Below are 22,512 nucleotides of genomic sequence, written 5' to 3'. Positions count from 1 at the left end.
GACTTTCATGCGCGCCTTGACACGGTTCGGACGGGATTTGCGGCGGCTTGCCGCGATGCTGATGCTCGCCGTGGCGCTGGCCGGCTGCACGCATGTCCAGCTCGCCGCTCCCTATGATGCGGCGACCGATACCGAGCTCGGATCGGTGCTGCAGGACACGACCAGCTTCGTCGCGAAGATGGTGACCAATGCCGGCCAGCCCGCCGGCGCCTATGCCCAGAACACCGACTTCTACGATAATATGGAAGGCCGGTTGGCGCTGCTCGTCGCCCGGGCGCAGGCGAATCGGGTGCTGGACAATTGCCCCTCCACCCAGGCGATGGCCCGGGCGCTGGCGGCGGCGGACCTGCCGCCCGCGGTCGGCGGGAAGATCGGCACCCCGCCCCGGGGCGATTGCGACGTGGTGCTGATGCAGCTGCTCCAGCAGCAATTCCACGATCTGCGCGCCTTCCATCAGGCGGAAGGTGCGCTGGGCATTCCCGCCGCCGCCGTCGGCCCGCTGCTCGATGGCGGGCTGGGCGCCACCCTGCGCGCGGCGATGGCCGTGCAGCGCGCCAAGCAAGTGAACCGATAGGAGAAGGCGATGCAGGTGGACGTGAACGGACTCGTCGACCGGATGACCGTCGCGGGGCGCGGGCTGGCGGGCGGCATCTGGGCAGAGATGGAGAGCTATGCCATCCCCGAGCTCAAGAAGATCGCCATCCAGGTCGAGGCGATCGCCGAGAACCACGCGCAATACACATTGCGGGGCGCCGAGATCCTGTTCGACATGCAGATCCGCGCCGCCGTTTCGGTGATCGTCGCGATGACCAGCATGACGCTGGTGCTGGTGCAGAATGCGATCAACGCGATCGTCGACGCGGTGAAGGACTTCATCAACGCCGCAACCGGCTTCGCCCTGGTCTGACCGCCCCCGGCCGGGCCGCGCGGAGAGGTTCAGGCATAGGCATAGGGGCCGCCGGCGGCCAGTGCCGCCTTATAGGCCGGGCGGGCATGGACTTTCTCGATCCACGCCGCGATGTGCGGGCGGCCTTCGGTCGCATTGGCCCGGCTCACCGCGGCTTCGAGCGGAAAGCTCATCATCACGTCGGCGGCGGTGAATTCGGGGCCGGCGAACCAGGGCCGCGCCGCCAGCTCGCCCTCGACATAGTCGAGATGGACGTCGACCATCGGCTGGAACTTCTTCTGCGCCACCTTGCCGAGCAGCGGCACGCGGCTGAGCACCAGCTTGGTGAAGAGCGGCGGCATCAGCGACCCCTCGGCATAATGCAGGAAATGGCGATAGCGCAGCGCGTCCTCGCGATGCCCGGGCATGCCGAGCCGGCCATCGGCCAGTTCGACCAGATACTCCACGATCGCCCCCGTCTCGGCGACGATGTTGCCCGCATGCTCGATCACCGGCGACTTGCCGAGCGGATGGACGCGGCGAAGCTCGAGGGGCGCCAGCATCGTCGCCTTGTCGCGCCGATAGCGGCGGACCTCATAGGGCAGCCCCAGTTCCTCCAGCAGCCAGAGCACGCGCTGCGAGCGGGAATTCTCGAGATGATGGACGATGATCGTCATGCGGCGTCTCCGGCTGGGCGGCGCGGGCGTTGCCGGGCCGATATCGACTTGACGATGGTCCGCCCGCCCTCCGGAGGCAAGGGGCGCCTTGCCCGGTCGAGCGCGGCCGCGATGAGCGCGATTACCGCCGGCGCGTCGAGCAGCGCCACCTCCCTGAGGCAGACATAGCGCCCCAGGCGCCCCTCGCCCTGGAGGAGCCCCTCGGGATCGGGCAATCCGACACCGGGGAGGAAATAGAGCAATAGGTTGCGCGGGTAGACCGCAAGGCTGAACACCGCGTCCGACGTCTTCCCGCCAGCACCATAGCCGATCGCCAGCGCGTTGTAATTGTCGTAGACCAGCTCGGTCGCGCCCGGCAGCCGTTCGCGCAACACCGCCCGCGCGGCGCGAACACGGTCCGCGATCTCCGGGGTGAAACGCGCGATGAAGCCTTCGAGCTGCGCTTCGGTTGCCGCCACATCGCCGGGATCGGCGGGCATGGTCGTCACGGCACCGCTCCGATCGCTTCGAAACGGACGGCGCGATCCGCCGGGTCGGCATCGACCAGCCGCACGCGCAGCGGCGTCCCCGGCGCGGCGCCGGGTGCGTCGATCCGCGTGACTATGGGCAGGTCGGCGAGTTGCATCCGCGCGCCGCGCACATCCACGTCGGTGACGATCGCCGCGAATTCCTCGCCCTCGCGCCCGGCGAGCATCACCGCTTCGGCCAGGTCGACGACCGCGCGATCGATCTGCCCGCTCACCGCATCGGCACGCCCCATCACCTTTGGCAGCCGCTCGAAGGCCTGGCCGACCACCGGCGGCACGGGCTGGCCCGCCATGACCGCCAGCGCCGCGCGGATGACATAGCGATCGGCCAGCCGCCGAAGCGGCGCGGTGGCATGGACATAGGGCGCCGCGACGGCGGCGTGCCAGGGCGCCGTTCCCGCGCGCCACGGGGCATAGCTGGCGCCCTGCCCCGCCCGGCGGATCGCGAGCATCAGCGCCGCCTGGTGCGGATCGGCCGGATCCAGGCCGGTACGGAACGCGACGAGCGATTGCGCCTCGGGCCAGGCGATGCCGAGCGCGCGCGCAGTGTTCCGCAGGCGCGATATGGCCGGCGCATCGGGCTCGGCCATCACCCGGAACAGGCCGGTATGATGCGCCTGCAGCAACTCGGCGATGGCCAGATTGGTCGCGAGCGACAAGGCCGCATTGCGGGCCTCCGACGCATGGCGCGCGCGAAAGGCGAGCGCATAGCCGCCATCGGGGCGGCGCACGACTTCCTGCTCGGGCGGATCGACCCTGGCAGCGCCGCGGCGGGCTTCGGCAAGGGCGATACGGCGGGCAAGTTCGGCGAACTGCGGGGGTAGATCCGCATCGTCCGCGGTCTCATAGGCGAGTTTGGCGCGGCTCCTGACCAGCGCCCGTTCCGCCGCTTCCAGCCGGGCCTCGCCATCGGGCGCCACCCGCACCGTGAAGAGCACCGCCGGGCGCGGGCCGTCGGGCAACAGGCTGGCCGCTCCTTCGCTCAGCACCGGCGGATAGAGCCCGGCCTTTCCATCGGGCAGGTACAGCGTCGCGCCGCGCCGCCACGCCTCGCGGTCGATCGGGTCGTCATCGTCGACGAACCAGGCGACATCGGCGATCGCATAGCGCAACAGCAGGTCGCCGCCGCTGGCCTCGATCGCAAAGGCCTGGTCAAGGTCGGTCGAGCTTGCCGGATCGAGCGTGACCAGGGGAAGTCCGGTCCGATCGACATGCCCTGCCGGCGTGCGCGACGCCGCGGCCTCGGCGGCGGCGATCACGTCCGGAGGAAAGGCGTGCGGAACGTGGAACTGGTCGCGGATGGCGGCAAGGCCGCCAGCCAGCACGCGATCGGGATCGAATACCGCCTTCATCGCCGGCGACTATAGCGCCCGCGACGGATCGGGAAACCGGCATCGCGGGATATCCGCGCCCCTCCGCAGGCGCGGGGGAATGGCGAAGGTCGCGCATGCAAGGAATCGCGCGCTCCGCCCGAACGCGAAAGACCCGGCGCGGGGCAACGCGCCGGGTCTTCCCATGGGTCTCAGCCCGTGACCGCCGCCGCACGCATCACGCGCGGGCGCGGCCTGTATGGATCAAAGGTCGTCGTCGCCGTCATCGGCGTCGGGCCCGGTCATCAGGCCTTCGGCAACCTTTTCGGTACGCGCCCGGATCGCGGCCTCGAGGCGCTCGCGCAATTCGCCATTCTCCTTGAGGAAGTTCTTGGCGTTCTCGCGTCCCTGGCCGATGCGAACGCTGTCGTACGAGAACCAGGCGCCCGACTTCTCGACCAGCCCCGCCTTGACGCCGAGATCGAGGATCTCGCCGATCTTGGAGATGCCTTCGCCGTACATGATGTCGAACTCGACCTGCTTGAACGGGGGCGCCACCTTGTTCTTCACCACCTTCACGCGCGTGGTGTTGCCGATGATGTCCTCGCGGTCCTTGATCTGGCCGGTGCGGCGGATGTCGAGGCGGACCGAGGCGTAGAATTTCAGCGCATTGCCGCCCGTCGTGGTCTCCGGATTGCCGTACATCACGCCGATCTTCATGCGCAGCTGGTTGATGAAGATCACCATGCAGCGCGAGCGGCTGATCGAGCCGGTCAACTTGCGCAGCGACTGCGACATCAGCCGCGCCTGAAGCCCGACATGGCTGTCGCCCATCTCGCCCTCGATCTCGGCGCGCGGCACCAGCGCGGCGACCGAATCGACCACCAGCACGTCGATCGCGTTCGAGCGGACCAGCGTATCGGTGATTTCGAGCGCCTGCTCGCCGGTATCGGGCTGCGAGACGATCAGTTCGTCGATATTGACGCCCAGCTTCTTGGCATAGACCGGATCCAGCGCATGCTCCGCATCGACGAACGCCGCGACGCCGCCATTCTTCTGCGCTTCGGCGATCACGTGCAGCGCCAGCGTGGTCTTGCCCGAGCTTTCCGGCCCATAGACTTCGATCACGCGGCCGCGGGGCAATCCGCCCACGCCGAGCGCAATGTCGAGCCCGAGCGACCCGGTCGAGATCGCCTCGACCTGCATCGCCTCCTTGGAGCCGAGCTTCATCGCCGACCCCTTGCCGAATGCGCGGTCGATCTGTGCGAGGGCGGCGTCGAGCGCCTTCTGCTTGTCCGAAGAAATCGCCATGTTGCCGTCAATCACCTTGAGCGAAGCTGCCATTGGAAGTCCCCGTCGCTAGAAGGTTTGGCTTGCGCCTTCAACCTGTGTTGGAGGCCGTGTATCGCGTTTGTTCTCCAAGAACAAGAGCGGAACGGGATTTTTTGTTCCATAATCGTTCCACCTCCCCGCAAGGCCGCGATTGCCCTTCCGTCTCGTGCCCGCTAGCCGGGCGGAATGACCCGCATCGTCGGCCATGTCCGTGCGCTCAACCGCTTTCCAGTCAAGTCGATGGCCGGGGAACGGCTCGACGTGGCGGAACTCGACTGGCAGGGAATCGAGGGCGACCGGCAATATGCGTTCGTCCGCGCGGCCAACGGCACGCGCTTCCCCTGGCTCACCGCGCGCGAAGTGCCGGCAATGGTCCTCCACCGGGCTCGCTTCGACGACCCGGCACGGCCCAAGACCAGCGCGGTGACGGTCGAGACGCCCGACGGCACGACGGTCCCGCTCCGCGATCCGCTGCTCAAGGCGCAGCTGGAAGCCGCCGCGGGCGAACCCGCCGCATTGATCCAGGTAGCGCGGGGCATCTATGATTCGATGCCGGTCTCGATCCAGACCAGCGCCGGCCATGCCGCGCTGGAGGCGGCGCATGGCGACGCGCTCGACATCATGCGCTTCCGGATCAACGTGATCGTGGAGAGCGATGTGCCCGCCGCCGAATGGCGGGGCCGGCGATTGGCGTTCGGCGACGAGGAACACGGCGCGGTGGTGCAATGCGCCGATCCGATCGCGCGCTGCGTGATCGTGACGATCGATCCGGAGACCGGTGCGAAGGCGCCGCGCGTGCTGCGCACCGTCGCACAGGACTTCGGCAACAGATACGGCATCTATGCCGGGCCGGCGCGGCCGGGGCTGATCCGGCTCGGGGACCCCGTGCGCCTGATCGACTAGGTCCGCGCTACGGTGCGGCAAAGAAGGAAAGGGAAAGCCTGCGCTCAGTCCGCCGCGACGAGGCTGTCGAGCACCTTTTCGACGCTGTCCATCGTGAACGGCTTGGAGAGCACGGGACGGTCGCGATAGGCTTCCGCGATCATGTCCCCCGCCCCACCGGTGGCGAGCACGAAGGGGATGCCCCGCGCAGCCAGCGCATCGGCGATCGGCCAGCTGGTTTCGCCGCCGCGCAGGTTCACGTCCATGATGGCCGCGTCGATGCCGCCGGCCTCGACCAGTTCGAGGGCCGAGGCGACGCTGTCCACCGTGCCGGCGACGAGGCGATCGAGCGCATCGAGAAAGTCCTCGAGCATCATCGCAATGAGCGGCTCGTCTTCAACGATCAGGATTTTCTGGGGCCCCGGCATGGCCGCTCCCATCGCAGGAAAATCACGATACGCCAAGTATTTATTTGGGTGAAAGCACATCGCGCGCGGCTTCGGCAAGTTGCTGCACCGAAAAGGGCTTCGGCAGGAAGGCGACTTGCTCCAGATCAATCGACTTGCGCAGCTGTTCTTCGGCGTAGCCCGACATGAACAGGATCGGCAGATCGGGATATTTGGCGCGGATCCGGCGCGCCATCGTCGGGCCGTCCATCACCGGCATGACCACATCGGAGATGAGCAGGTCGGGCCGGTCGATCGTCTCGATCAGCTCCAGAGCCGCCTCGCCATTGTCGGCGGTGACCACGGTATAGCCCTGGCGGGCGAGCGCGCGCTCGGCGATGGCGCGGACCATGTCCTCGTCCTCGACCACCAGGATCGTGCCGGTGCCCCAGGTATCGGCGGGCTTCTCCTTGGGCCCGGGCAGCTTGGCGACGACCGGCGCCTCGGTCGCGGCGTGGACCGGCAGGTAGATGGTGAACTCCGCCCCGCCGCCGGGCACGTTCTCGGCGAAGATGAATCCGCCCGATTGCTTGATGATGCCATAGACGGTGGAAAGGCCCAGGCCGGTACCCTTGCCCACTTCCTTGGTGGTGAAGAACGGCTCCCAGATCTTGGCGAGGATCTCGCTCGGGATGCCGGTGCCGGTATCGGCGATGCGCAGCGCGGTATAGTCGCCGACCGGCAGCACGTCGTCGTCCATCCGGCGCACATCGGCGGCCGGCACCGCCATCGTCTCGATGGTGAGCGTGCCGCCGCCATTGGGATTCTGCGAAAGCATCGCGTCGCGCGCATTGACCGCGAGATTGACCACCACCTGCTCGAGCTGGCCCGGGTCGGCGCGTACCGGGCCCAGGTTGCGGCCATGCTTGACTTCGAGCCGCACGGTCTCGCCGAGCAGCCGCTTCAACAGGTTCGAGACTTCGGAGATGACGTCGGGCAGCTGGAGCAATTGCGGGCGCAGCGTCTGCTGGCGCGAGAAGGCGAGCAGTTGGCGGGTCAGCGAGGCGGCACGGTTCGAATTGGCGCGTATCTGCTGGATGTCGTCATAGTCGCTATCGCCAGGCGAATGGCGCATCAGCATCAAATCGCAATGCCCGATGATCGCGGTCAGGATATTGTTGAAATCATGCGCGACGCCGCCCGCGAGCTGCCCCACCGCCTGCATCTTGGTAGCCTGTGCGACCTGGCGCTTGAGCTTTGATTCCTCGCCCGAATCCTTGAGGCTGATCAGCACGGCGGCTTCGCCCAGCCCGCGCGCGCCGGCGATTCCGATCGAGACCGGCTCCTCGGGCGCATCGGCCATGCGCACGGTCATCTCGGCCGATTGCGGCGCCCCGCCGGCAAAGCGGCGGACGGCGTCGGCGAGCGCGGCCTTGTCCTCGCGCACCACCAGGTCGCCCGGATAGAGCGGCGGCGCCGCGGCATTGACGCGGGTGGCCCGAACGAACGCATCGTTCATGCTGGCGAAGCGGCCGTCGCGATCGACCAGGGCAAGTCCGAGCGGCAGCAGCGCGATCAGCGAGCGGACATGCGCGCCGGCGCTGGCGCCGATCGCCGGCGTCGGCAGATTGCCCTGCTCCTCGTCGAGCAGCGCCACGAGCAGCGGCGCCTCCTCGCCGTCGAGGAAGGGGATCTGCAGCACGCGGAGCGGATTGCCCTCCAGCCCCTCGCGCTCGAAACGGACCAGCCCCATGGAATCGGTGATCAGGAAGCGGGCGAAGTCGCGCCCCTCGGCGGCGGCGTCCGGGCTGCCCATGGCGCGCAGGCGGAACACGCGGTTGGCACTGCGCACCCGGCCCTCGGGCGACACCATCGCGGCCATGATGCCGGCCGAGCCCAGCCGGTCGCCGGTATGGCCGTCGATCAGCGCCTGGACCTGGCTGGCGAGGTCGAGCGCCTGCACGCCAATGAAGCGCCAGACGAGCGATTCCTCGCCCACCCGCTGGACGCGGGCCGATACGGGAGCGCCGAACACCTGAATGCCGTCTTCGCGCGCCTCGCCGTCGCGCCAGGCAGTTCGCGCCGCAGTGCCGAGCGCGGCGACGGCGGCGTCGCTGATCGGGAGATTGGGCGGTGTCGGCCAGCCGGCGAACAATGCCTCGAAGCGGCTGTTGGCGCAGACCAGGCGTCCGGCACGGTCGGTGACCGCCAGCGCGTCGTCGCTGGCCGCAGCGAGCGCCTGGGCGACCGACCAGTCGACCGGGGCCTCGCCGGCGATATCCGCATGGAAGAGCTTGCGCGCGCCCCAGAGCCCGCCTGCGGCAAGCAGCCCCGCCGCGACGAAGCCGACCGCGACCGCGCGGTCGTTCAAGGTGAGCAGGATCACCGCGCCCGCGAGGAACCCGGCCAGGATCGCCGCCGCGAAGGGCAGCCAGCGGCGGGACGTCGAAATGGGGCTATGGGCGGGCAACGTGGCCATGCGCCACCGATGTTCGGTCGCAGGGCGTGGGTCAAGCGAATCTCCCTCTCCCCGAACGGGGGAGAGGGAGAAATCGGATCACCAGATCTGGACGCGCTTGTCGGGCGTCAGGAACAGCTTGGTTGCCGGATCGGGGTTGTAGGCCCCGTACCAGGGATCGAGGTTGCGCACGACCCAGGCACGCTGCTGCGAAGGCGAGTGCGGATCGGTAAGCAGGCGCTGGCGCAGATTCGCCTCGCGATAGTTGCGGCGCCACACCTGGGCCCAGCCCTGGTAGAAGCGCTGGTCGCCGGTGGTGCCGTCGAGCACCGGCGCCGCCTGGCCGTTCAGCGAAGCCTTGTACGCGTCATAGGCGACGGTAAGGCCGGCCAGGTCGGCCACATTCTCGCCGAGCGTCAGCGCGCCCTTCACATGCATGCCGGGCAGCGGCTCATACTGGTCGTACTGGGCGACCAGCGCGTCGGTGCGCGCCTTGAACGCCTTGACGTCCGCCGGAGTCCACCAGTCGGTCAGGCGGCCTTCCTTGTCGTACTTGGCGCCCTGGTCGTCGAAATGGTGGCTCAGCTCATGGCCGATCACCGCGCCGATGCCGCCATAATTGACTGCCGGATCGGCGTTGGGGTCGAAGAAGGGCGGCTGCAGGATCGCGGCGGGGAAGACGATCTCGACCATGCCGAAATTGGCATAGGCGTTGATCGTCATCGGCGTCATGCCCCATTCCCAGCGGCGGATCGGCTGGCCGAGCTTGGAGACATTGTCGTCATACTGCCAGTTGTTGGCGCGCACATTGTTGCCGAATGCGTCGCCGGGCGTGATCGTCAGCGCCGAATAGTCCTGCCAATGATCCGGATAGCCGATCTTCGGCTTGAAGGCGGCGAGCTTCTCATGCGCCTTCACCTTGGTCTCGGGCGCCATCCATTCCAGCTTGTCGATCCGGCGGTCCATCGCCGCGATCACGTTCTTCACCAGCTGGTCGGCAGCCGCCTTGGTCTCGGGCGGGAAATATTTGGCGACATAGACCTGGCTGACGTCGTCGGAGAGCGCGCCGGTGGTGAAGTCCACCGCGCGCTTCCAGCGCTCCTCCTGCTCCGGCGTGCCCGACAGGGTGGTGCCGTAAAAGGCGAACTGCTCCTTGTCGAAAGCGCTCGGCAGCACATCGGCGAAATTATCGAGCGTGCGGACCAGCAGCTGGTCCTTCAGCACCGCCAGCGGCGCCTGCTGGATCAGGCGGGCGATGCCCGTAACCGCGCTGGGCTGGCCGACGATCACATTTTCCACCGGCGTCTTGCCGGCGGCGAAAAAGGCCTTGAAGTCGAAGCCCGGCGCCGACTTCTGCAGCTGGGCGACCGTCATCTTGTTATAGGTCTTGGTCGCGTCGCGGCTCTCGACGCGAGTCCACTGCACCCCGGCGATCTTCGTCTCGAAATCGACGATCGCCTGGGCGCGTGCCGCGGCGTTGGGTTCGCCGGCGAGCGTCAGCACGTTGGCAAGATGCTTGAGATAGGCCGCCTTGGTCTCGACGAACTTGGCGTCCTTCGAGAGGTAATAGTCGCGGTCGGGCATGCCCAGCCCGGCCTGGTAGAGGCTCAGCGCATAGACTTCCGGCTCCTTGTCGTCCTGGCCGACATAGGTGGCGAAGGGCACGCCCACGCCGCTGCGGCGCGCGGCGGCAGCGAGCGCGGGATAGCCGGCCTTGGAGGTCAGCGCCTTGATCTGGTCGAGCCACGGCTTGGCCGGCGCCAGGCCCTTGCCGTCGATCGCCGCGGTGTCGAGATAAGTGGCATAGGCAGTGCCGATCTTCGAGTTCGGATCGGCCTTCGCCGCATCGAGAATCTCGTGCGTCTGCTTCTTGGCGTTGTCGTCCAGGATGTTGAACGAACCATAGTTCGACTTGTCGGCCGGGATCGGCGTGTTCTTCGCCCAGGCGCCATTGGCATAGTTGTAGAAATCGTCGCCCGGCTTGATCGCGGGGTCCATGCCGGCGGTGTCGAAGCCATAGGTGCCGTAGACCGGCTTGGGCTTTTCGGGCTGCGGCGCCGGATCGGGCTCGGTGACGGGCGCGGCCTCGACCGGCACGGCCGGCAGCGGGGCATTGTGCGCGCAGCCGGCAAGCAGCACGGGCGCGGCGAGGAAACTGGTGGTGAGGAGCGACAGGCGCATGGGAACCCCCGATGGTTGATCGGGCTGTCTTAGACCGTCGATGGGCTCCGTCAATCGGGCGAACGTAACATTATTACGCCGTGATAACGGGTCCTCCGCCGCGCGCGGCCCGGGCATCGGCGCGCCGCTTCCATTTGCGGGCGATCCACAGGCGCCACGCCAGCGCGGTGCCGAAATAGCCGACCAGGGCAAGCGCGCCGGTGATGGTGACCAGGCCGGTGAGCGTCGCCGGGCCGGCCTGGTGGACCAGCCAGTCGCTCCAGCTCCGCTCGATCACCTGCGCCTTCTCGATCGCCGCGCCGGGGCCGATCATCCAGCTGCCCAGCCAATAGGCCGCCACCCAGAGCGGCGGCGTCGTGAAGGGATTGGTGATGAAGGTGGTCGCGGCGGCCGCCGGGATATTGGCGCGCAGCGGGAGCGCGAGCACGGCCGAGGCGGGAATCTGCCCCATCGGCACCAACACGCCGGTCACCACGCCCAGCGCCACGCCGCGCGGCACCGAGCGGCGCGTGAATCGCCAAAGCGAGCTGTGCATCACCCGGTTCGCGACCGGGCGGAGCCAGCGATTGCTCTCGACCGATTCGCGGCTGGGCGTCGCCTTGTCGAGCCAGCGGCGGAAACGCGACTTGCCCGAAGCGGGCGCGGGATCAACCACGGTCGCGGAGCAGTCGCCCCTGCTCCCGCTTCCAGTCCCGCTCCTTGATCGAGTCGCGCTTGTCATGCGTCTTCTTGCCCTTCGCCAGCGCCAGCTCGACCTTCGCGCGGCCTCGCCCGTTGAAATAGATGGACAGCGGCACGAGGGTCATCCCTTCGCGCGCCACCGCACCATGGAGCTTGTTTATCTCCCGCTCATGAAGGAGCAATTTACGGGGGCGCTTGGGTTCGTGGTTGAACCGATTGCCGTGGCTGAACTCGGGGATGTTCGAATTGACCAGCCAGACGCCGCCGTCGTTCACTTCGGCATAGGCCTCGGCGATCGAGCCCTCGCCGAAGCGCAGCGACTTCACCTCGGTGCCGGTGAGCGCGATGCCGGCCTCATAGGTCTGCTCGATGAAATAATCGAACCGCGCGCGCCGGTTCTCGGCGACGGTCTTCACTTTCTCTTGGGCGGGACGCGGACGGGCCATAAGGCGATGCGATGTAGGCGCGGATTGGCGGAAGCGCCAGCCCGGCGGTTTCGCGGGCCCCGAACGAGCCTGAACGAGGGCGTGCGGGAAATGCGACGAACCGAACCCGCAATGCCGCTATTCGCTCGCCACCGCAGAAAAAACCATGTAACTACAAAATATTGGCGCCCGACACCCCGAGCAAGGCGCGAACCGACAGCAACTGGAAAGCTGCCGCTTGAAGCCGGAGCTTCCCCATGTCATCGCAGAACGACCGAGAATATCTCGAATACCGCCAGCGCCTGAGCGCGGAGAAGGCGCGCACCACCGTCGATCCCGGCGTCGCCCGCGTCCATGATGCGTTCGCAAGGGCCTATGCCCGGCGCCTGCACCAGCAAGTGTCGACCCTGACGGAATAACCCGCCCGGAGCGAAACGGCGGAGGAATGGACAGGCCCCCGCCCCTGTTCCATAGCTGTTCCGATGTCCGCAGTCCTCAACATCCAGCGCTCGATCACCGGCCAGCCCTGGCACTGGCGCGGGCTCGCCGCCGATTCGCGCGGCGGGCTGGTGCCGGACGACCTGGTGACGCAATTGCTGATCGCCCGCGGCGTGGCGCGCGAGGAACTCGACATGCACAAGGCGCCCAGCATCCGCGCCTTCATGCCCGACCCCTCGATCTTCCGCGACATGGACAAGGCCGCCGCGCGGCTCGCCGATGCTGTCGAGCAGCGCGAACAGGTTGCGATCTTCGGCGATTACGACGTGGATGGCGCTACTTCCGCGGCATTGCTCATATTGCTTCTGCGGGATTTGGGCCTCGAGGCGCGCCCCTATATTCCCGACCGGCTGATGGAGGGCTATGGCCCCTCGGGCGAGGCGCTGGTGCGGCTCAAGCACGAGGGCGCCAGCCTGATCGTCACCGTCGACTGCGGCGCCCAGGCCTTCGAGGCGCTGGAGATGGCGAAAGCCGCCGGCGCCGAGGTGATCGTCGTCGACCATCACAAATGCACCACCGAGCTTCCGCAGGCGCTCGCGCTGGTGAACCCCAACCGGCTCGACGAGACCGAGGGTGCGGCGCACGGCCACCTCGCGGCGGTCGGCGTCGCCTGGCTGCTCGGCGCGGCCCTGATCCGTACGCTGCGCGGGCGCGGCTATTTCGCGAGCCGGGCCGAACCCAAATTGCTCGACCTGCTCGATATCGTCGCGCTCGGCACCGTCGCCGACGTGGCGGCGCTGAAGGGGCTCAACCGCGCCTTCGTCGCCCAGGGCCTCAAGGTGATGGCGCAGCGGCGCAACATCGGGCTGAATGCGCTGATCGAGGCCTCACGCCTCACCCGCGCGCCGACCGCCACTGACCTGGGCTTCGCGCTCGGCCCCCGGATCAATGCCGGCGGGCGCGTCGGCCGCTCGGACCTGGGCGTGCGCCTCCTCACCACCCGCGATCCCGAGGAAGCACGGACGATCGCGGAGGAACTGAACCAGCTCAACGAGGAGCGCCGCGCGATCGAGGCCGGCGTGCAGGCCGAGGCGGAAGAGCTCAGCCTGCGCAAGGCGAACCACGCGGTCGCGGTGATTGCGAGCAAGGGCTGGCATGCCGGCGTGATCGGCATTGTCGCGGGGCGGCTCAAGGAAAAGCTCGGCCGGCCGGCGATCGTGATCGCGCTCGACGAGGATGGTATCGGCAAGGGTTCGGGCCGCTCGATCCCCGGCGTCGATCTGGGCGCCGCAGTGCTCGCCGCCAAGGATGCGGGGCTGCTCAGGGCGGGGGGCGGCCACGCCATGGCCTGCGGCGTGACGATCGATGCCGAGCGGCTCGATAGCTTTGCCGAGTTCCTCGAGGAGCGGCTTTCCGAACGCGTCACCCAGGCGATGGGCGAGCGCGCGCTGCTGCTCGACGCGGTGGTGGCCCCGGGCGGCGTCTGCCCCGAGCTCGTCAACGCGATGGAGGCCGGCGGCCCCTATGGCATGGGCTGGCCGGCGCCGCGCGTGGCGGCGGGGCCGGTGACGGTGATCAAGGCCGATGTGGTCGGCACGGGCGGGCATGTGCGGCTGATCGTGGCGGGGCCGGACGGGCGCAGCATCAAGGCCGTCGCCTTCCGACAGGCCGATACCGAGCTGGGCCAGGCGCTGCTCTCCGCTCCGCGCCACCGCAAGCTCTGGCTCGCCGGCCGTGCCAGGATCGACGATTGGGGCTCCCGCCCCGCGGCCGAGCTGCACGTCGAGGACGCGGCCTGGGCGGACTAGCCCCTGCTGCCGTCGGCGAACGCCAATCGATGTGGAAGACCACGCCGCGAGCGGCGGATGGTGACCCCTACGGGAATCGAACCCGTGTTTCAGCCGTGAAAGGGCCGCGTCCTAACCGCTAGACGAAGGGGCCATGCCGAAGCGTGGAGGCGGTCCGTTAGGGAAGGTTGCGCGGCGGGTCAAGCGCATTTGCTCACCCCAGCTTGCATACGTCAACCCAACGCCGCGAAACCAGCGCCGCCAGGCGTTCGGGCGCGATTTCCACCGATGCGGTGCGCGAGCCCGCCGCCGGAAACACCGTCGCGAATCCCCGGATCGAGACATCGCAATAGACCGGCAGCGGAGTTGCCAGCCCGAAGGGGCAGACCCCACCCACCGGATGACCGGTCAGCGCCTCCGCCTCTTCGGCGCCGAGCATCGAGGCGCGGCCCGCGAACTCGGCCTTGATCCTGGGATTGTCGAGCCGCGCATCGCCACGCGCGACGACGAGCACGACAGCATCGCCCACCCGCAGCGCCAGCGTCTTGGCGATGCGCCCGGGCTCGACCCCGAGCGTCGCCGCCGCCTCCGCCACCGTGGCGGTGCTCGCCGCCTGCTCGATCAGGACAAGATCCGGCGCATGTTCGGCAAGCCAGGCGCGCACGGTTTCGACGGTCATTCCTCGATCTTCCGCCGGAAGGTTTCGGGGAGCAGCAACAGGCCGATGACAAGCGTCGCGGCCGCGGCCACCACCGGATACCAGAGGCCGTAATAGATGTCCCCCGTCGCCGCCACCATCGCGAAGGCGGTGGCGGGCAGGAAGCCGCCGAACCAGCCATTGCCCAGATGATAGGGCAGGCTCATCGACGTATAGCGGATGCGGCTGGGGAAGAGCTCGACCAGCATCGCCGCGATCGGGCCATAGACCATGGTCACCAGCAGCACGAGCGCGAACAGGATCGCCACCACCAGCGGCTTGTCGATCCGAGCATCGTCCGCCTTGGCAGGGTAGCGGGCAGCGGCGAGCGCGGCCTGGAGGTCCTTCTGGAAGGCAGCGATCGCTGCCTTGCGGGCACCCGTGCCCATGCCGGCAAGTGCGGTCGGCGCAGTGACCTTGCTCCCGCCGATCGCCACCTCGACCTGATCCTCCGGCACTGGCGACATCGTCACATCGTCCGACAGGCGGAGGACTTCATGCTCATAGGGAACGCCAGCCTTGGCGAGATAGGATTTGGCGACATCGCAACCACTCGCATCGAACTTGTTCTTGCCGATCGGATCGAACTGGAAGGAGCAATGCGCATTGAGCGTGGAGACGACCACCGGCGCCCGCGCCTGCGCCTCGGCCAGCGCGGGGTTCGCCGCCTGGGTCAGCGCATGGAACAGCGGGAAATAGCTGATCGAGGCGAGCAGGCATCCGGCCAGGATGATCGGCTTGCGCCCGATCTTGTCCGAGAGCCAACCGAAGAACACGAAGAAGGGCGTGCCCAGCGCCAGCGCGATGGCGATCAGGACGTTCGCGGTCATCCCGTCGACCTTCAGCGTCTTCTCGAGGAAGAACAGCGCGTAGAATTGCCCCGTGTACCACACTACCGCCTGCCCCACGACCGCACCGAACAGCGCGATGAGGACGATGCGCAGGTTGCCCCAGCGCAGGAACGCCTCGGTGAGCGGCGCCTTGGACGTGTTGCCGCTCGCCTTCATCCGGGCATAGACCGGGCTCTCGTTGAGCTGGAGCCGCACCCAGAGCGATACGCCGAGCAGCAGGATCGAGGCGAGGAACGGCACGCGCCAGCCCCAGTTCGCGAACGCCGCCTCGCCCAGCCATGACCGCGTGCCGATCACGACAAGCAGCGAGGCGAACAGGCCGAGCGTCGCGGTGGTCTGGATCCAGCTGGTGTAGAGCCCGCGCTTATGGTTGGGCGCATGCTCGGCGACATAGGTGGCGGCGCCGCCATATTGGCCGCCCAGCGCCAGCCCCTGGAGCACCCGCAACGTCACCAGCAGGATCGGCGCGGCCACGCCGGCAGTGGCGAAATTGGGGAGCAGGCCCACGGCGAAGGTCGATCCGCCCATGATCCCCATCGTCACCAGGAACGTATTCTTGCGCCCCACCAGGTCGCCGATCCGCCCGAAGACGAGCGCACCGAACGGACGCACCGCGAACCCCGCCGCGAACGCCGCGAGCGCGAAGATGAATGCGGTGGTGTCGTTCACCCCGGCAAAGAACTGCGCCGAGATCGTCGTGGCGAGCAGGCCGTAGAGATAGAAATCATACCATTCGAACACGGTGCCCAGCGACGATGCCGCGATCACCATCTTCTCGTTGCGGGTGGCCGTATGATGTTCGCCCAAGGGCGCCGACGGGGTGTCGGACCGTGCATCCTCGCTCAAGCTGTCATCCCCTCATATTGTTAGCGCTAACCAACCACAGTCCGTCCGCGGTTGGAACCCCCGTCGCTGCGCGTGCTCTCCGGCTCGCCTCTTCCCCAGGTTCGGCCATGCGCCGTCGCATTGCAAACAAAGCCAGGCTTGGGATCGCAAAAGCTGTACTTCACAGTGCGGCCCGGGGGGCGTACACGGCGCCCATGTTCGAGCGCATCTTCCTGTCCCATCCGCGCGCCGTCGGCGAAAGCTATGGCGAGCATGCCGCCACCGCCGCGCGATTCGGCTTCACCATGATCGTCGGGGGCGCAGCCTGTGTGGTCCATGCCGTCGTCCCGGCGCTGTTCGCCCGCACCGCCAGCGATGCGGTGAAGCGGCTTTACGGGCAGATGCTCGCCCGCCAGCCCGGCATGGCGGCACGCAAGCCGGCCTATGAACAGCCCGAGTGGCAGATCGAATACGAAATCTGACGTGATCGAGCATGTCGCAATCATCGGCGCCGGTTTCTCCGGCACCCTGCAGGCGGTCAACCTGCTTCGCCACGAGGGGCCCCGCGCCACGCTGATCGAGCGCGCGCCGGTGGCGGGCCTGGGCCTCGCCTATGGCGCCGCGCATCCCAGCCATGTGCTCAACGTGCGCGCCGCGAACATGAGCGCCTTCCCCGACGATCCCTCGCACTTCGTCCGCTGGCTCCAGGCGCGCGGCGTGGAGGATGCGCCGAGCGCCTTCATCCCCCGCGTCACCTATGGCGAGTATCTCCGCGAGCTGCTCGACGCCGCGCTGCTCGAGCATCCCGACCGGCTGAAGCTGGTTCGCGACGAAGTCGAGGACCTGGAATTCGGCGATGGCGTGAAGGTGCGGCTGAAGACCGGCACGATCGAGGCCGACGCCGCGGTGCTTGCGGTCGGCAACCTGCCCCCGCACGATCCGCCCGGCCTCGATCCCGAGAAGCTCTCCGCGGAGCGTTACAAGGGCGACCCCTGGGACGCCAGCGTGCCCGAAGGGCTCGGCCCCGACGATACCGTGCTGGTGATCGGCACCGGCCTGACGATGATCGACGTCGTGCTGCTGCTCGACGCGCGCGGGTTCAAGGGCAAGATCGTCGCGCTGTCCCGCCGCGGCCTGCTGCCGCGCGCCCATGCGCCGGGCAGCGACTGGAAGAAGCTGGCCGAGCGCCCCGCCACCACTGCCTCCGGGTTGCTGCACGCCGTGCGCGCGCGCGGCGCGGAAATCGGCTGGCGCAACGCGGTCGACGAACTCCGCCCCTTCACTCAGGCGATGTGGGGCAATGCCAGCGAGGCCGAGCGCGGCCGATTCCTGCGCCATCTCCGCCCCTGGTGGGACGTGCATCGCCACCGCCTCGCCCCGGAGGTCCATGCCCGGCTGATGGCCGTTGTCGAGCGCGGCCAGCTCGAAGTGATCGCAGGCAAGACGCTCGGCTTCGAGGAGAAGCCCGGGGGCATCGAGGTCAAACTCCGCCGCCGCGGCGCCGAGACGGCGGAGGCGATACTCGTCCAGCGCATCGTCAACTGCACCGGCCCCCTTGGCGACCTCAACCGCACCGAGGAACCCTTGCTGCAACAGCTCGCGGCACGCGGCGTGATCCGCCCCGACGCCGCGCATCTGGGCATCGATGTCGACAATCAGGGCCAGACGATCAACGCCAGGGGCCGGCCCAACGCCAATCTCTACGCGCTGGGTCCGATGACGCGCGGGGCCTTCTGGGAAATCGTCGCGGTGCCGGACATCCGCACCCAGACCTGGAGCGTCGCCCGGCGCCTCTCCAATGCGCACTGGGTGGGTGGCGAAGGGCTCTGACCGCAACTAGTATCAATTGACACTAACTGCACTTCGGACTAGCCCGCGCGTTACCTTCTTGGAGCGTGCACCCATGACCGATCCTGCCAATCCGCTCGGCCTCAACGGCTTCGAATTCGTCGAATTCACCTCGCCCGATCCCGAGGCGATGGGGAAGCAGTTCGAAATGCTCGGCTTCGTGCCGACGCACCGGCACCCGACCAAGAACGTCACGCGCTACAAGCAGGGCCGCATCAACCTGATGCTCAACCGCGACGAGGCCGGCCGCGTCGCGGCCTTCCGCGGCGAGCACGGCCCCTCGGCCAGCGCCATGGCCTTTCGCGTCGCCGATCCGGCCAAGGCGATGGCCTGGGCGCTCGAGCACGGCGCCAAGCGCACCGACGAGGACGACACCGTCATCCTCGGCATCGGCGGATCCTATCTCTATTTCATCCAGGACGGCATCGACCTCTACGAGAACTGGGCCGAGTTCCCCGGCTGGCGGGAGGCCGAGGCGAAGAACAATGTCGGGCTCGACCTGCTCGATCACCTCACCCACAATGTCCGCCGCGGCCAGATGCGGGTGTGGAGCGAGTTCTACCGCACGCTCTTCGGCTTCGAGGAGCAGAAGTATTTCGACATCAAGGGCCAGGCGACCGGCCTGTTCAGCCAGGCGATGATCGCACCCGACAAGGCGATCCGCATCCCGCTGAACGAGAGCCAGGACGACAAGAGCCAGATCGAGGAGTTCATCCGCGAGTATAAGGGCGAGGGCATCCAGCACCTCGCGCTGACCACGCCGGACATCTACGACACGGTCGAGCGCCTGCGCGCCCGCGGCGTCAAGCTGCAGGACACGATCGAGACTTATTACGAGCTGGTCGACAAGCGCGTACCCGGCCACGGCGAGGACCTGGAGCGCCTGCGCAGGAACCGCATCCTGATCGACGGCAATATCGGCGACGAGGGCATCCTGCTCCAGATCTTCACCGAGAACATGTTCGGCCCGATCTTCTTCGAGATCATCCAGCGCAAGGGCAATGAAGGCTTCGGCAACGGCAACTTCCAGGCGCTGTTCGAGAGCATCGAGCTGGATCAGATCCGCCGCGGCGTGATCAAGGTCGACGCCTGACGGGTATCGGTTTGGAGAGGAAGCCGGGGGAGCGACGCCAGTCGCGTAGCGCGCCGCTCGCCCCGGCCAACACCCTCAGGCAAGGGCCGGCTCGCCCCTTGCCTCGCGCGCGCCTTCGCGGAACCGTGTCTCGTCGAGCAGTCCTTCCCGCTTCGCCACGATCACCGGCACCAGCATCTGCCCCGCCACGTTGGTCGCGGTCCGGCCCATGTCGAGGATCGGGTCGATCGCGAGCAGCAGCCCCACGCCGTCCAGCGGCAGCCCCAGCGTGGAAAGGGTGAGCGTCAGCATCACGGTCGCGCCGGTTAGGCCGGCAGTGGCGGCCGATCCCAGCACCGAGACGAAGGCGATCAGCGCATAATGCTCGATCCCCAGCGGGATGCCATAGAATTGCGCGACGAAGATCGCCGAGATCGCCGGATAGATCGCCGCGCAGCCGTCCATCTTGGTCGTGGCGCCCAGCGGCACCGCGAAGGCGGCATAGGCGCGCGGGACGCCGAGTGCGCGCTCGGTCACGTCCTCGGTCACCGGCAGCGTGCCGACCGAGGAACGCGAAACGAAGCCGAGCTGGATCGCCGGCCAGGCCAAGGCGAAGAAGCGCAAGGGGCTGAGACCATGCGCCGCCAGCAGCGCCGGATAGACGACGAGCAGCACCAGAGCCAGCCCAAGATAAACTGCCCCCGCATAGGTGCCGAGCGCCGCCAGCGACTCCCAGCCATAACGCACCACCGCGTCGCCGATCAGCGCCGCAGTGCCGATCGGAGTCAGCCGGATCACCCAGCGCAGCAGCAGCCGGAAGACCGCCAGCGCCGAGGCGTTGAAATCGAGGAAGCGATGCCCCGCCTCCCCCGCCCGCACTGCCGCCGCACCGATCGCGACCGCGAGCACGATGATCTGGAGCACATTGAACGAGAGCCCGGTAACGGCCCCGCCCTCCGCCAGCCGGGTCGATGCCGCCAGCCCCAGGAAATTCACCGGCACCAGCCCCTTCAGGAAATCGAGCCAGCTCCCGGTGCTCGAAGGCGCCGCCGCCGCGGTGGCGGCGACGGCGCTGTGATGCCCCGGCTGGAGCACAAGGCCGAGCGTGATGCCGATCGCCACTGCGATCGCCGCGGTAATCGCGAACCACAGCAGCGTCCGCACCACCAGCCGCGCCGCATTGTTTAGGTCGCGCAGCGCCGCGATCGAGGCGACGATCGCCGTGAACACCAGCGGCGGCACCAGCACCTTGAGCAGCTGCACGAAGATCTGCCCGATCGTCTGCAACGCCTGGGCGAGGCCGCTGGCGGTCTCGCCGTCGCTGCCGATTGCCCGCGCGGCCAGCCCCAGCACCAGCCCTGCCGCCATACCGATGGCGACCTGCACGCCGAAGCTTGGCAGCTGGAACCGCCGGGGTGCGGCTGCGCTGATGATGGCCATTGGTTACGACTCCGGAATTAAACCCACTAAAGAAGTAGGAATTACTCCGCCGCCGCCCAACAAAGTTTAGGTTCGCACCCTGATAGGCAATCGCGCATCATATAGTATCATTTGACACTATTATGGGCAGCGCTACAGGGAGGCGAGCATAGAGAGGATGCGATGACCGACTATTTCCCCGGCTTCGGCAACCATGTCTCCACCGAGGCGGTGCTCGGCGCGCTGCCGGTGGGGCGCAACAGCCCGCAAAGGCCCGCCTTCGGACTGTATGCCGAGCAGCTCTCCGGCACGGCGTTCACCGCGCCCCGGCACGAGAACCGCCGCTCCTGGCTCTATCGTCTGCGCCCCACCGCGGAGCATGCGCCCTTCACCCATTATCGGGGAGCGAGGAACTTCGCGCCCGGCACGGTCGGCGATCCCCTGCCCCCCAATCGCCTGCGCTGGAACCCGGTCGAGGCTCCGCCGCCGGGCACCGATCTGATCGACGGCATGACCACCATGCTCGCCAACCGCGATCCTGCGGACCTGGAGGGCGTGGCGGTGCATGTCTATGCCGCCAACAAGGACATGGAGACCCGCGTCTTCTTCGACGCGGATGGCGAGCTGCTCTTCATTCCCCAGGCCGGCCGCATCACCCTGCTCACCGAGCTGGGCCGCATCGACATCGCCCCCGGCCAGGTCGCACTCGTGCCGCGCGGCGTGCGCTTCCGCGCGCTGCTCCCGGACGGCGAGGCGCGCGGCTATGTCGCCGAGAATCACGGCGCATTGTTCCGCCTGCCCGATCTGGGCCCGATCGGCGCCAACGGCCTCGCCAACCCGCGCGACTTCGAGACGCCCGCCGCCTGGTTCGAGGATCGCGACGAGGATTTCGAGATCGTCCAGAAGCATCTCGGCGCGCTCTGGACCACCACACTCCCCCACAGCCCGCTCGATGTGGTCGCCTGGCACGGCAATCTCGCACCCTGGCGCTACGACCTCGCCCGGTTCAACACGATGAACACGGTGAGCTTCGACCATCCGGATCCGTCGATCTTCACGGTGCTCACCTCGCCCAGCGACGTGCCGGGCCGCGCCAATGCCGATTTCGTGATCTTCCCGCCGCGCTGGATGGTCGCCGAGGACACGTTCCGCCCGCCCTGGTTCCACCGCAACGTGATGAGCGAGGCGATGGGCCTGATCACCGGCGCCTATGACGCCAAGGCAGAGGGCTTCGCTCCCGGCGGCCTGTCGCTCCACAATCTCATGGCCGGGCACGGCCCCGACGTGACCAGCTGGCAGGGCGCAAGCAACGCGGACCTGAAACCGCACAAGATCGACGGGACCATGGCCTTCATGGTCGAGACATGCTGGCCCTATCGCCCCACCCAATATGCGCTGGACCGTGCGCAGCCGGATTACGACGCGGCCTGGGCAGGTTTCCCGAAGGCGCAGCTGCCGAAGTGAGCGAACGCCTCACCGAAACGCCTCCCGACGTAACCCTCGGCCCGCTCGACCTCATCCCCGACGGCAAGGCGCGCAATTTCGTGCTCGAGATGCGCGCCGGCCGCTTCCACGGCTTCGTCGTGCGCCGGGGCGAGACGGTCCATGGGTATCTCGACCTGTGCGCGCACATGGCACTGCCGCTCAGCAACAGGCTCGACGCGTATCTCACGCCCGATGGCAGCCATATCCAGTGCAGCTGGCACGGCGCGCTCTACCGGATCGAGGACGGCGCCTGTGTCGGCGGCCCCTGTGTGGGGGCAAAGCTGCGTCGCTGGCCCGTGATGGTTCGCGACGGGATGATCGTCACCGCCTGATCGCACCAGGCGG

22 protein-coding genes and 1 tRNA gene are annotated in these 22,512 nt (G+C 67.9%); 10 read left to right on the top strand and 13 right to left on the bottom strand.

Annotated features, from left to right (window positions below; genetic code table 11):
* Positions 1-7 precede the first annotated feature (7 nt).
* Both BGP17_RS02930 and BGP17_RS02925 read left to right on the top strand, forming a co-directional pair.
* Positions 8-574 carry a hypothetical protein gene (locus BGP17_RS02930; protein WP_286710954.1) on the top strand — a complete coding sequence of 189 codons (567 nt, stop codon included), beginning with the start codon at positions 8-10 and terminating at the stop codon, positions 572-574.
* 9 nt (positions 575-583) lie between these two features.
* On the top strand, positions 584-907 hold the full coding sequence (locus BGP17_RS02925) for a hypothetical protein (protein WP_167299114.1): 324 nt from the start codon (positions 584-586) through the stop codon (positions 905-907).
* A 29-nt stretch (positions 908-936) separates the two neighbouring features.
* Here the strand turns inward: BGP17_RS02925 and BGP17_RS02920 are convergent, their stop codons facing one another.
* The 4 genes from BGP17_RS02920 to recA form a co-directional block, all read right to left on the bottom strand.
* Entirely contained in the window at positions 937-1,563 is a 627-nt protein-coding gene (locus BGP17_RS02920; RefSeq protein ID WP_167299115.1) for a glutathione S-transferase family protein, read from the bottom strand.
* Positions 1,560-2,051 (bottom strand): hypothetical protein, encoded by a 492-nt coding sequence (locus BGP17_RS02915; protein WP_286710953.1) that lies wholly within the window; start codon positions 2,049-2,051, stop codon positions 1,560-1,562. Before BGP17_RS02915 ends, BGP17_RS02920 begins: the two co-directional genes overlap by 4 nt.
* Positions 2,048-3,442, bottom strand: coding sequence for an RNB domain-containing ribonuclease (locus BGP17_RS02910; protein ID WP_286710952.1), 1,395 nt, complete (start codon positions 3,440-3,442; stop codon positions 2,048-2,050). The genes BGP17_RS02915 and BGP17_RS02910 overlap by 4 nt, the downstream gene beginning before the upstream one ends.
* A gap of 222 nt (positions 3,443-3,664) precedes the next feature.
* Positions 3,665-4,744, bottom strand: a complete 1,080-nt coding sequence (recA, locus tag BGP17_RS02905) for a recombinase RecA (protein ID WP_167299118.1) — start codon at positions 4,742-4,744, stop codon at positions 3,665-3,667.
* A gap of 174 nt (positions 4,745-4,918) precedes the next feature.
* Between recA and BGP17_RS02900 the strand changes: the two genes are divergently transcribed.
* Positions 4,919-5,635, top strand: a complete 717-nt coding sequence (locus BGP17_RS02900) for an MOSC domain-containing protein (protein WP_286710951.1) — start codon at positions 4,919-4,921, stop codon at positions 5,633-5,635.
* A 44-nt stretch (positions 5,636-5,679) separates the two neighbouring features.
* Here BGP17_RS02900 and BGP17_RS02895 read toward each other — a convergent pair whose 3' ends face one another.
* The 5 genes from BGP17_RS02895 to smpB form a co-directional block, all read right to left on the bottom strand.
* Positions 5,680-6,042 (bottom strand): response regulator, encoded by a 363-nt coding sequence (locus BGP17_RS02895; protein WP_286710950.1) that lies wholly within the window; start codon positions 6,040-6,042, stop codon positions 5,680-5,682.
* 40 nt (positions 6,043-6,082) lie between these two features.
* Positions 6,083-8,479 carry a hybrid sensor histidine kinase/response regulator gene (locus BGP17_RS02890; RefSeq protein WP_167299121.1) on the bottom strand — a complete coding sequence of 799 codons (2,397 nt, stop codon included), beginning with the start codon at positions 8,477-8,479 and terminating at the stop codon, positions 6,083-6,085.
* 78 nt (positions 8,480-8,557) lie between these two features.
* Positions 8,558-10,639, bottom strand: a complete 2,082-nt coding sequence (locus BGP17_RS02885) for a M13 family metallopeptidase (RefSeq protein ID WP_286710949.1) — start codon at positions 10,637-10,639, stop codon at positions 8,558-8,560.
* 73 nt (positions 10,640-10,712) lie between these two features.
* Positions 10,713-11,294 (bottom strand): DUF2062 domain-containing protein, encoded by a 582-nt coding sequence (locus BGP17_RS02880; protein WP_286710948.1) that lies wholly within the window; start codon positions 11,292-11,294, stop codon positions 10,713-10,715.
* Positions 11,287-11,766: an SsrA-binding protein SmpB gene (smpB, locus tag BGP17_RS02875; RefSeq protein WP_086129916.1), complete on the bottom strand. Its 480-nt coding sequence runs from the start codon at positions 11,764-11,766 to the stop codon at positions 11,287-11,289. Before smpB ends, BGP17_RS02880 begins: the two co-directional genes overlap by 8 nt.
* A 236-nt stretch (positions 11,767-12,002) precedes the next feature.
* Between smpB and BGP17_RS02870 the strand changes: the two genes are divergently transcribed.
* Both BGP17_RS02870 and recJ read left to right on the top strand, forming a co-directional pair.
* Positions 12,003-12,164 carry a hypothetical protein gene (locus BGP17_RS02870; RefSeq protein ID WP_167299124.1) on the top strand — a complete coding sequence of 54 codons (162 nt, stop codon included), beginning with the start codon at positions 12,003-12,005 and terminating at the stop codon, positions 12,162-12,164.
* 63 nt (positions 12,165-12,227) lie between these two features.
* On the top strand, positions 12,228-13,991 hold the full coding sequence (recJ, locus tag BGP17_RS02865) for a single-stranded-DNA-specific exonuclease RecJ (protein ID WP_286710947.1): 1,764 nt from the start codon (positions 12,228-12,230) through the stop codon (positions 13,989-13,991).
* 58 nt (positions 13,992-14,049) lie between these two features.
* Here recJ and BGP17_RS02860 read toward each other — a convergent pair.
* The 3 genes from BGP17_RS02860 to BGP17_RS02850 all read right to left on the bottom strand — a co-directional run bounded on the left by BGP17_RS02860 (position 14,050) and on the right by BGP17_RS02850 (position 16,289).
* Positions 14,050-14,124: transfer RNA gene (locus BGP17_RS02860), tRNA-Glu, on the bottom strand.
* A gap of 60 nt (positions 14,125-14,184) precedes the next feature.
* On the bottom strand, positions 14,185-14,649 hold the full coding sequence (locus BGP17_RS02855; protein ID WP_286710946.1) for a YbaK/EbsC family protein: 465 nt from the start codon (positions 14,647-14,649) through the stop codon (positions 14,185-14,187).
* Positions 14,646-16,289 carry an MFS transporter gene (locus tag BGP17_RS02850; RefSeq protein ID WP_286710977.1) on the bottom strand — a complete coding sequence of 548 codons (1,644 nt, stop codon included), beginning with the start codon at positions 16,287-16,289 and terminating at the stop codon, positions 14,646-14,648. Before BGP17_RS02850 ends, BGP17_RS02855 begins: the two co-directional genes overlap by 4 nt.
* Before the next feature lie 269 nt (positions 16,290-16,558).
* Here BGP17_RS02850 and BGP17_RS02845 point away from each other — a divergent pair, with 269 nt between their 5' ends.
* The 3 genes from BGP17_RS02845 to hppD all read left to right on the top strand — a co-directional run bounded on the left by BGP17_RS02845 (position 16,559) and on the right by hppD (position 19,284).
* The gene (locus tag BGP17_RS02845) at positions 16,559-16,825 is read left to right on the top strand and encodes a DUF6356 family protein (protein ID WP_167299127.1); all 267 of its coding nucleotides are present in this window, start codon (positions 16,559-16,561) and stop codon (positions 16,823-16,825) included.
* A gap of 1 nt (position 16,826) precedes the next feature.
* The gene (locus BGP17_RS02840) at positions 16,827-18,173 is read left to right on the top strand and encodes an FAD/NAD(P)-binding protein (RefSeq protein WP_286710945.1); all 1,347 of its coding nucleotides are present in this window, start codon (positions 16,827-16,829) and stop codon (positions 18,171-18,173) included.
* A 73-nt stretch (positions 18,174-18,246) separates the two neighbouring features.
* Positions 18,247-19,284, top strand: coding sequence for a 4-hydroxyphenylpyruvate dioxygenase (hppD, locus tag BGP17_RS02835; RefSeq protein WP_167299129.1), 1,038 nt, complete (start codon positions 18,247-18,249; stop codon positions 19,282-19,284).
* Between the two features lie 75 nt (positions 19,285-19,359).
* On the opposite strand, the gene BGP17_RS02830 is transcribed toward hppD, so the two are convergent.
* Positions 19,360-20,703, bottom strand: coding sequence for a dicarboxylate/amino acid:cation symporter (locus tag BGP17_RS02830; protein WP_286710944.1), 1,344 nt, complete (start codon positions 20,701-20,703; stop codon positions 19,360-19,362).
* Positions 20,704-20,865: 162 nt separating this feature from the next.
* Here BGP17_RS02830 and hmgA point away from each other — a divergent pair, with 162 nt between their 5' ends.
* Both hmgA and BGP17_RS02820 read left to right on the top strand, forming a co-directional pair.
* Positions 20,866-22,146 carry a homogentisate 1,2-dioxygenase gene (hmgA, locus tag BGP17_RS02825; protein ID WP_286710943.1) on the top strand — a complete coding sequence of 427 codons (1,281 nt, stop codon included), beginning with the start codon at positions 20,866-20,868 and terminating at the stop codon, positions 22,144-22,146.
* A complete protein-coding gene (locus BGP17_RS02820) occupies positions 22,143-22,499 on the top strand; it encodes a Rieske (2Fe-2S) protein (protein ID WP_286710942.1) in 357 nt (118 codons plus the stop codon). The genes hmgA and BGP17_RS02820 overlap by 4 nt, the downstream gene beginning before the upstream one ends.
* Positions 22,500-22,512 lie beyond the last annotated feature (13 nt).

Source organism: Sphingomonas sp. 67-41, from assembly GCF_001899725.1.
Taxonomy (GTDB): Bacteria; Pseudomonadota; Alphaproteobacteria; order Sphingomonadales; family Sphingomonadaceae; genus Sphingomonas; species Sphingomonas leidyi.
Note: the sequence above shows the minus strand (reverse complement) of the source record. Positions and strands in the feature narration are given on the sequence as shown.

Bases quoted from the DNA above. Each gene is read 5' to 3' on its own strand.
- BGP17_RS02930 (WP_286710954.1), top strand. From the start codon at position 8: ATGCGCGCCTTGACACGGTTCGGACGGGATTTGCGGCGGCTTGCCGCG.
- BGP17_RS02925 (WP_167299114.1), top strand. From the start codon at position 584: ATGCAGGTGGACGTGAACGGACTCGTCGACCGGATGACCGTCGCGGGG.
- BGP17_RS02920 (WP_167299115.1), bottom strand. From the start codon at position 1,563: ATGACGATCATCGTCCATCATCTCGAGAATTCCCGCTCGCAGCGCGTG.
- BGP17_RS02910 (WP_286710952.1), bottom strand. From the start codon at position 3,442: ATGAAGGCGGTATTCGATCCCGATCGCGTGCTGGCTGGCGGCCTTGCC.
- recA (WP_167299118.1), bottom strand. From the start codon at position 4,744: ATGGCAGCTTCGCTCAAGGTGATTGACGGCAACATGGCGATTTCTTCG.
- BGP17_RS02900 (WP_286710951.1), top strand. From the start codon at position 4,919: ATGACCCGCATCGTCGGCCATGTCCGTGCGCTCAACCGCTTTCCAGTC.
- BGP17_RS02895 (WP_286710950.1), bottom strand. From the start codon at position 6,042: ATGCCGGGGCCCCAGAAAATCCTGATCGTTGAAGACGAGCCGCTCATT.
- BGP17_RS02890 (WP_167299121.1), bottom strand. From the start codon at position 8,479: ATGGCCACGTTGCCCGCCCATAGCCCCATTTCGACGTCCCGCCGCTGG.
- BGP17_RS02885 (WP_286710949.1), bottom strand. From the start codon at position 10,639: ATGCGCCTGTCGCTCCTCACCACCAGTTTCCTCGCCGCGCCCGTGCTG.
- smpB (WP_086129916.1), bottom strand. From the start codon at position 11,766: ATGGCCCGTCCGCGTCCCGCCCAAGAGAAAGTGAAGACCGTCGCCGAG.
- BGP17_RS02870 (WP_167299124.1), top strand. From the start codon at position 12,003: ATGTCATCGCAGAACGACCGAGAATATCTCGAATACCGCCAGCGCCTG.
- recJ (WP_286710947.1), top strand. From the start codon at position 12,228: ATGTCCGCAGTCCTCAACATCCAGCGCTCGATCACCGGCCAGCCCTGG.
- BGP17_RS02855 (WP_286710946.1), bottom strand. From the start codon at position 14,649: ATGACCGTCGAAACCGTGCGCGCCTGGCTTGCCGAACATGCGCCGGAT.
- BGP17_RS02850 (WP_286710977.1), bottom strand. From the start codon at position 16,289: ATGGTGATCGCGGCATCGTCGCTGGGCACCGTGTTCGAATGGTATGAT.
- BGP17_RS02845 (WP_167299127.1), top strand. From the start codon at position 16,559: ATGTTCGAGCGCATCTTCCTGTCCCATCCGCGCGCCGTCGGCGAAAGC.
- hppD (WP_167299129.1), top strand. From the start codon at position 18,247: ATGACCGATCCTGCCAATCCGCTCGGCCTCAACGGCTTCGAATTCGTC.
- BGP17_RS02830 (WP_286710944.1), bottom strand. From the start codon at position 20,703: ATGGCCATCATCAGCGCAGCCGCACCCCGGCGGTTCCAGCTGCCAAGC.
- hmgA (WP_286710943.1), top strand. From the start codon at position 20,866: ATGACCGACTATTTCCCCGGCTTCGGCAACCATGTCTCCACCGAGGCG.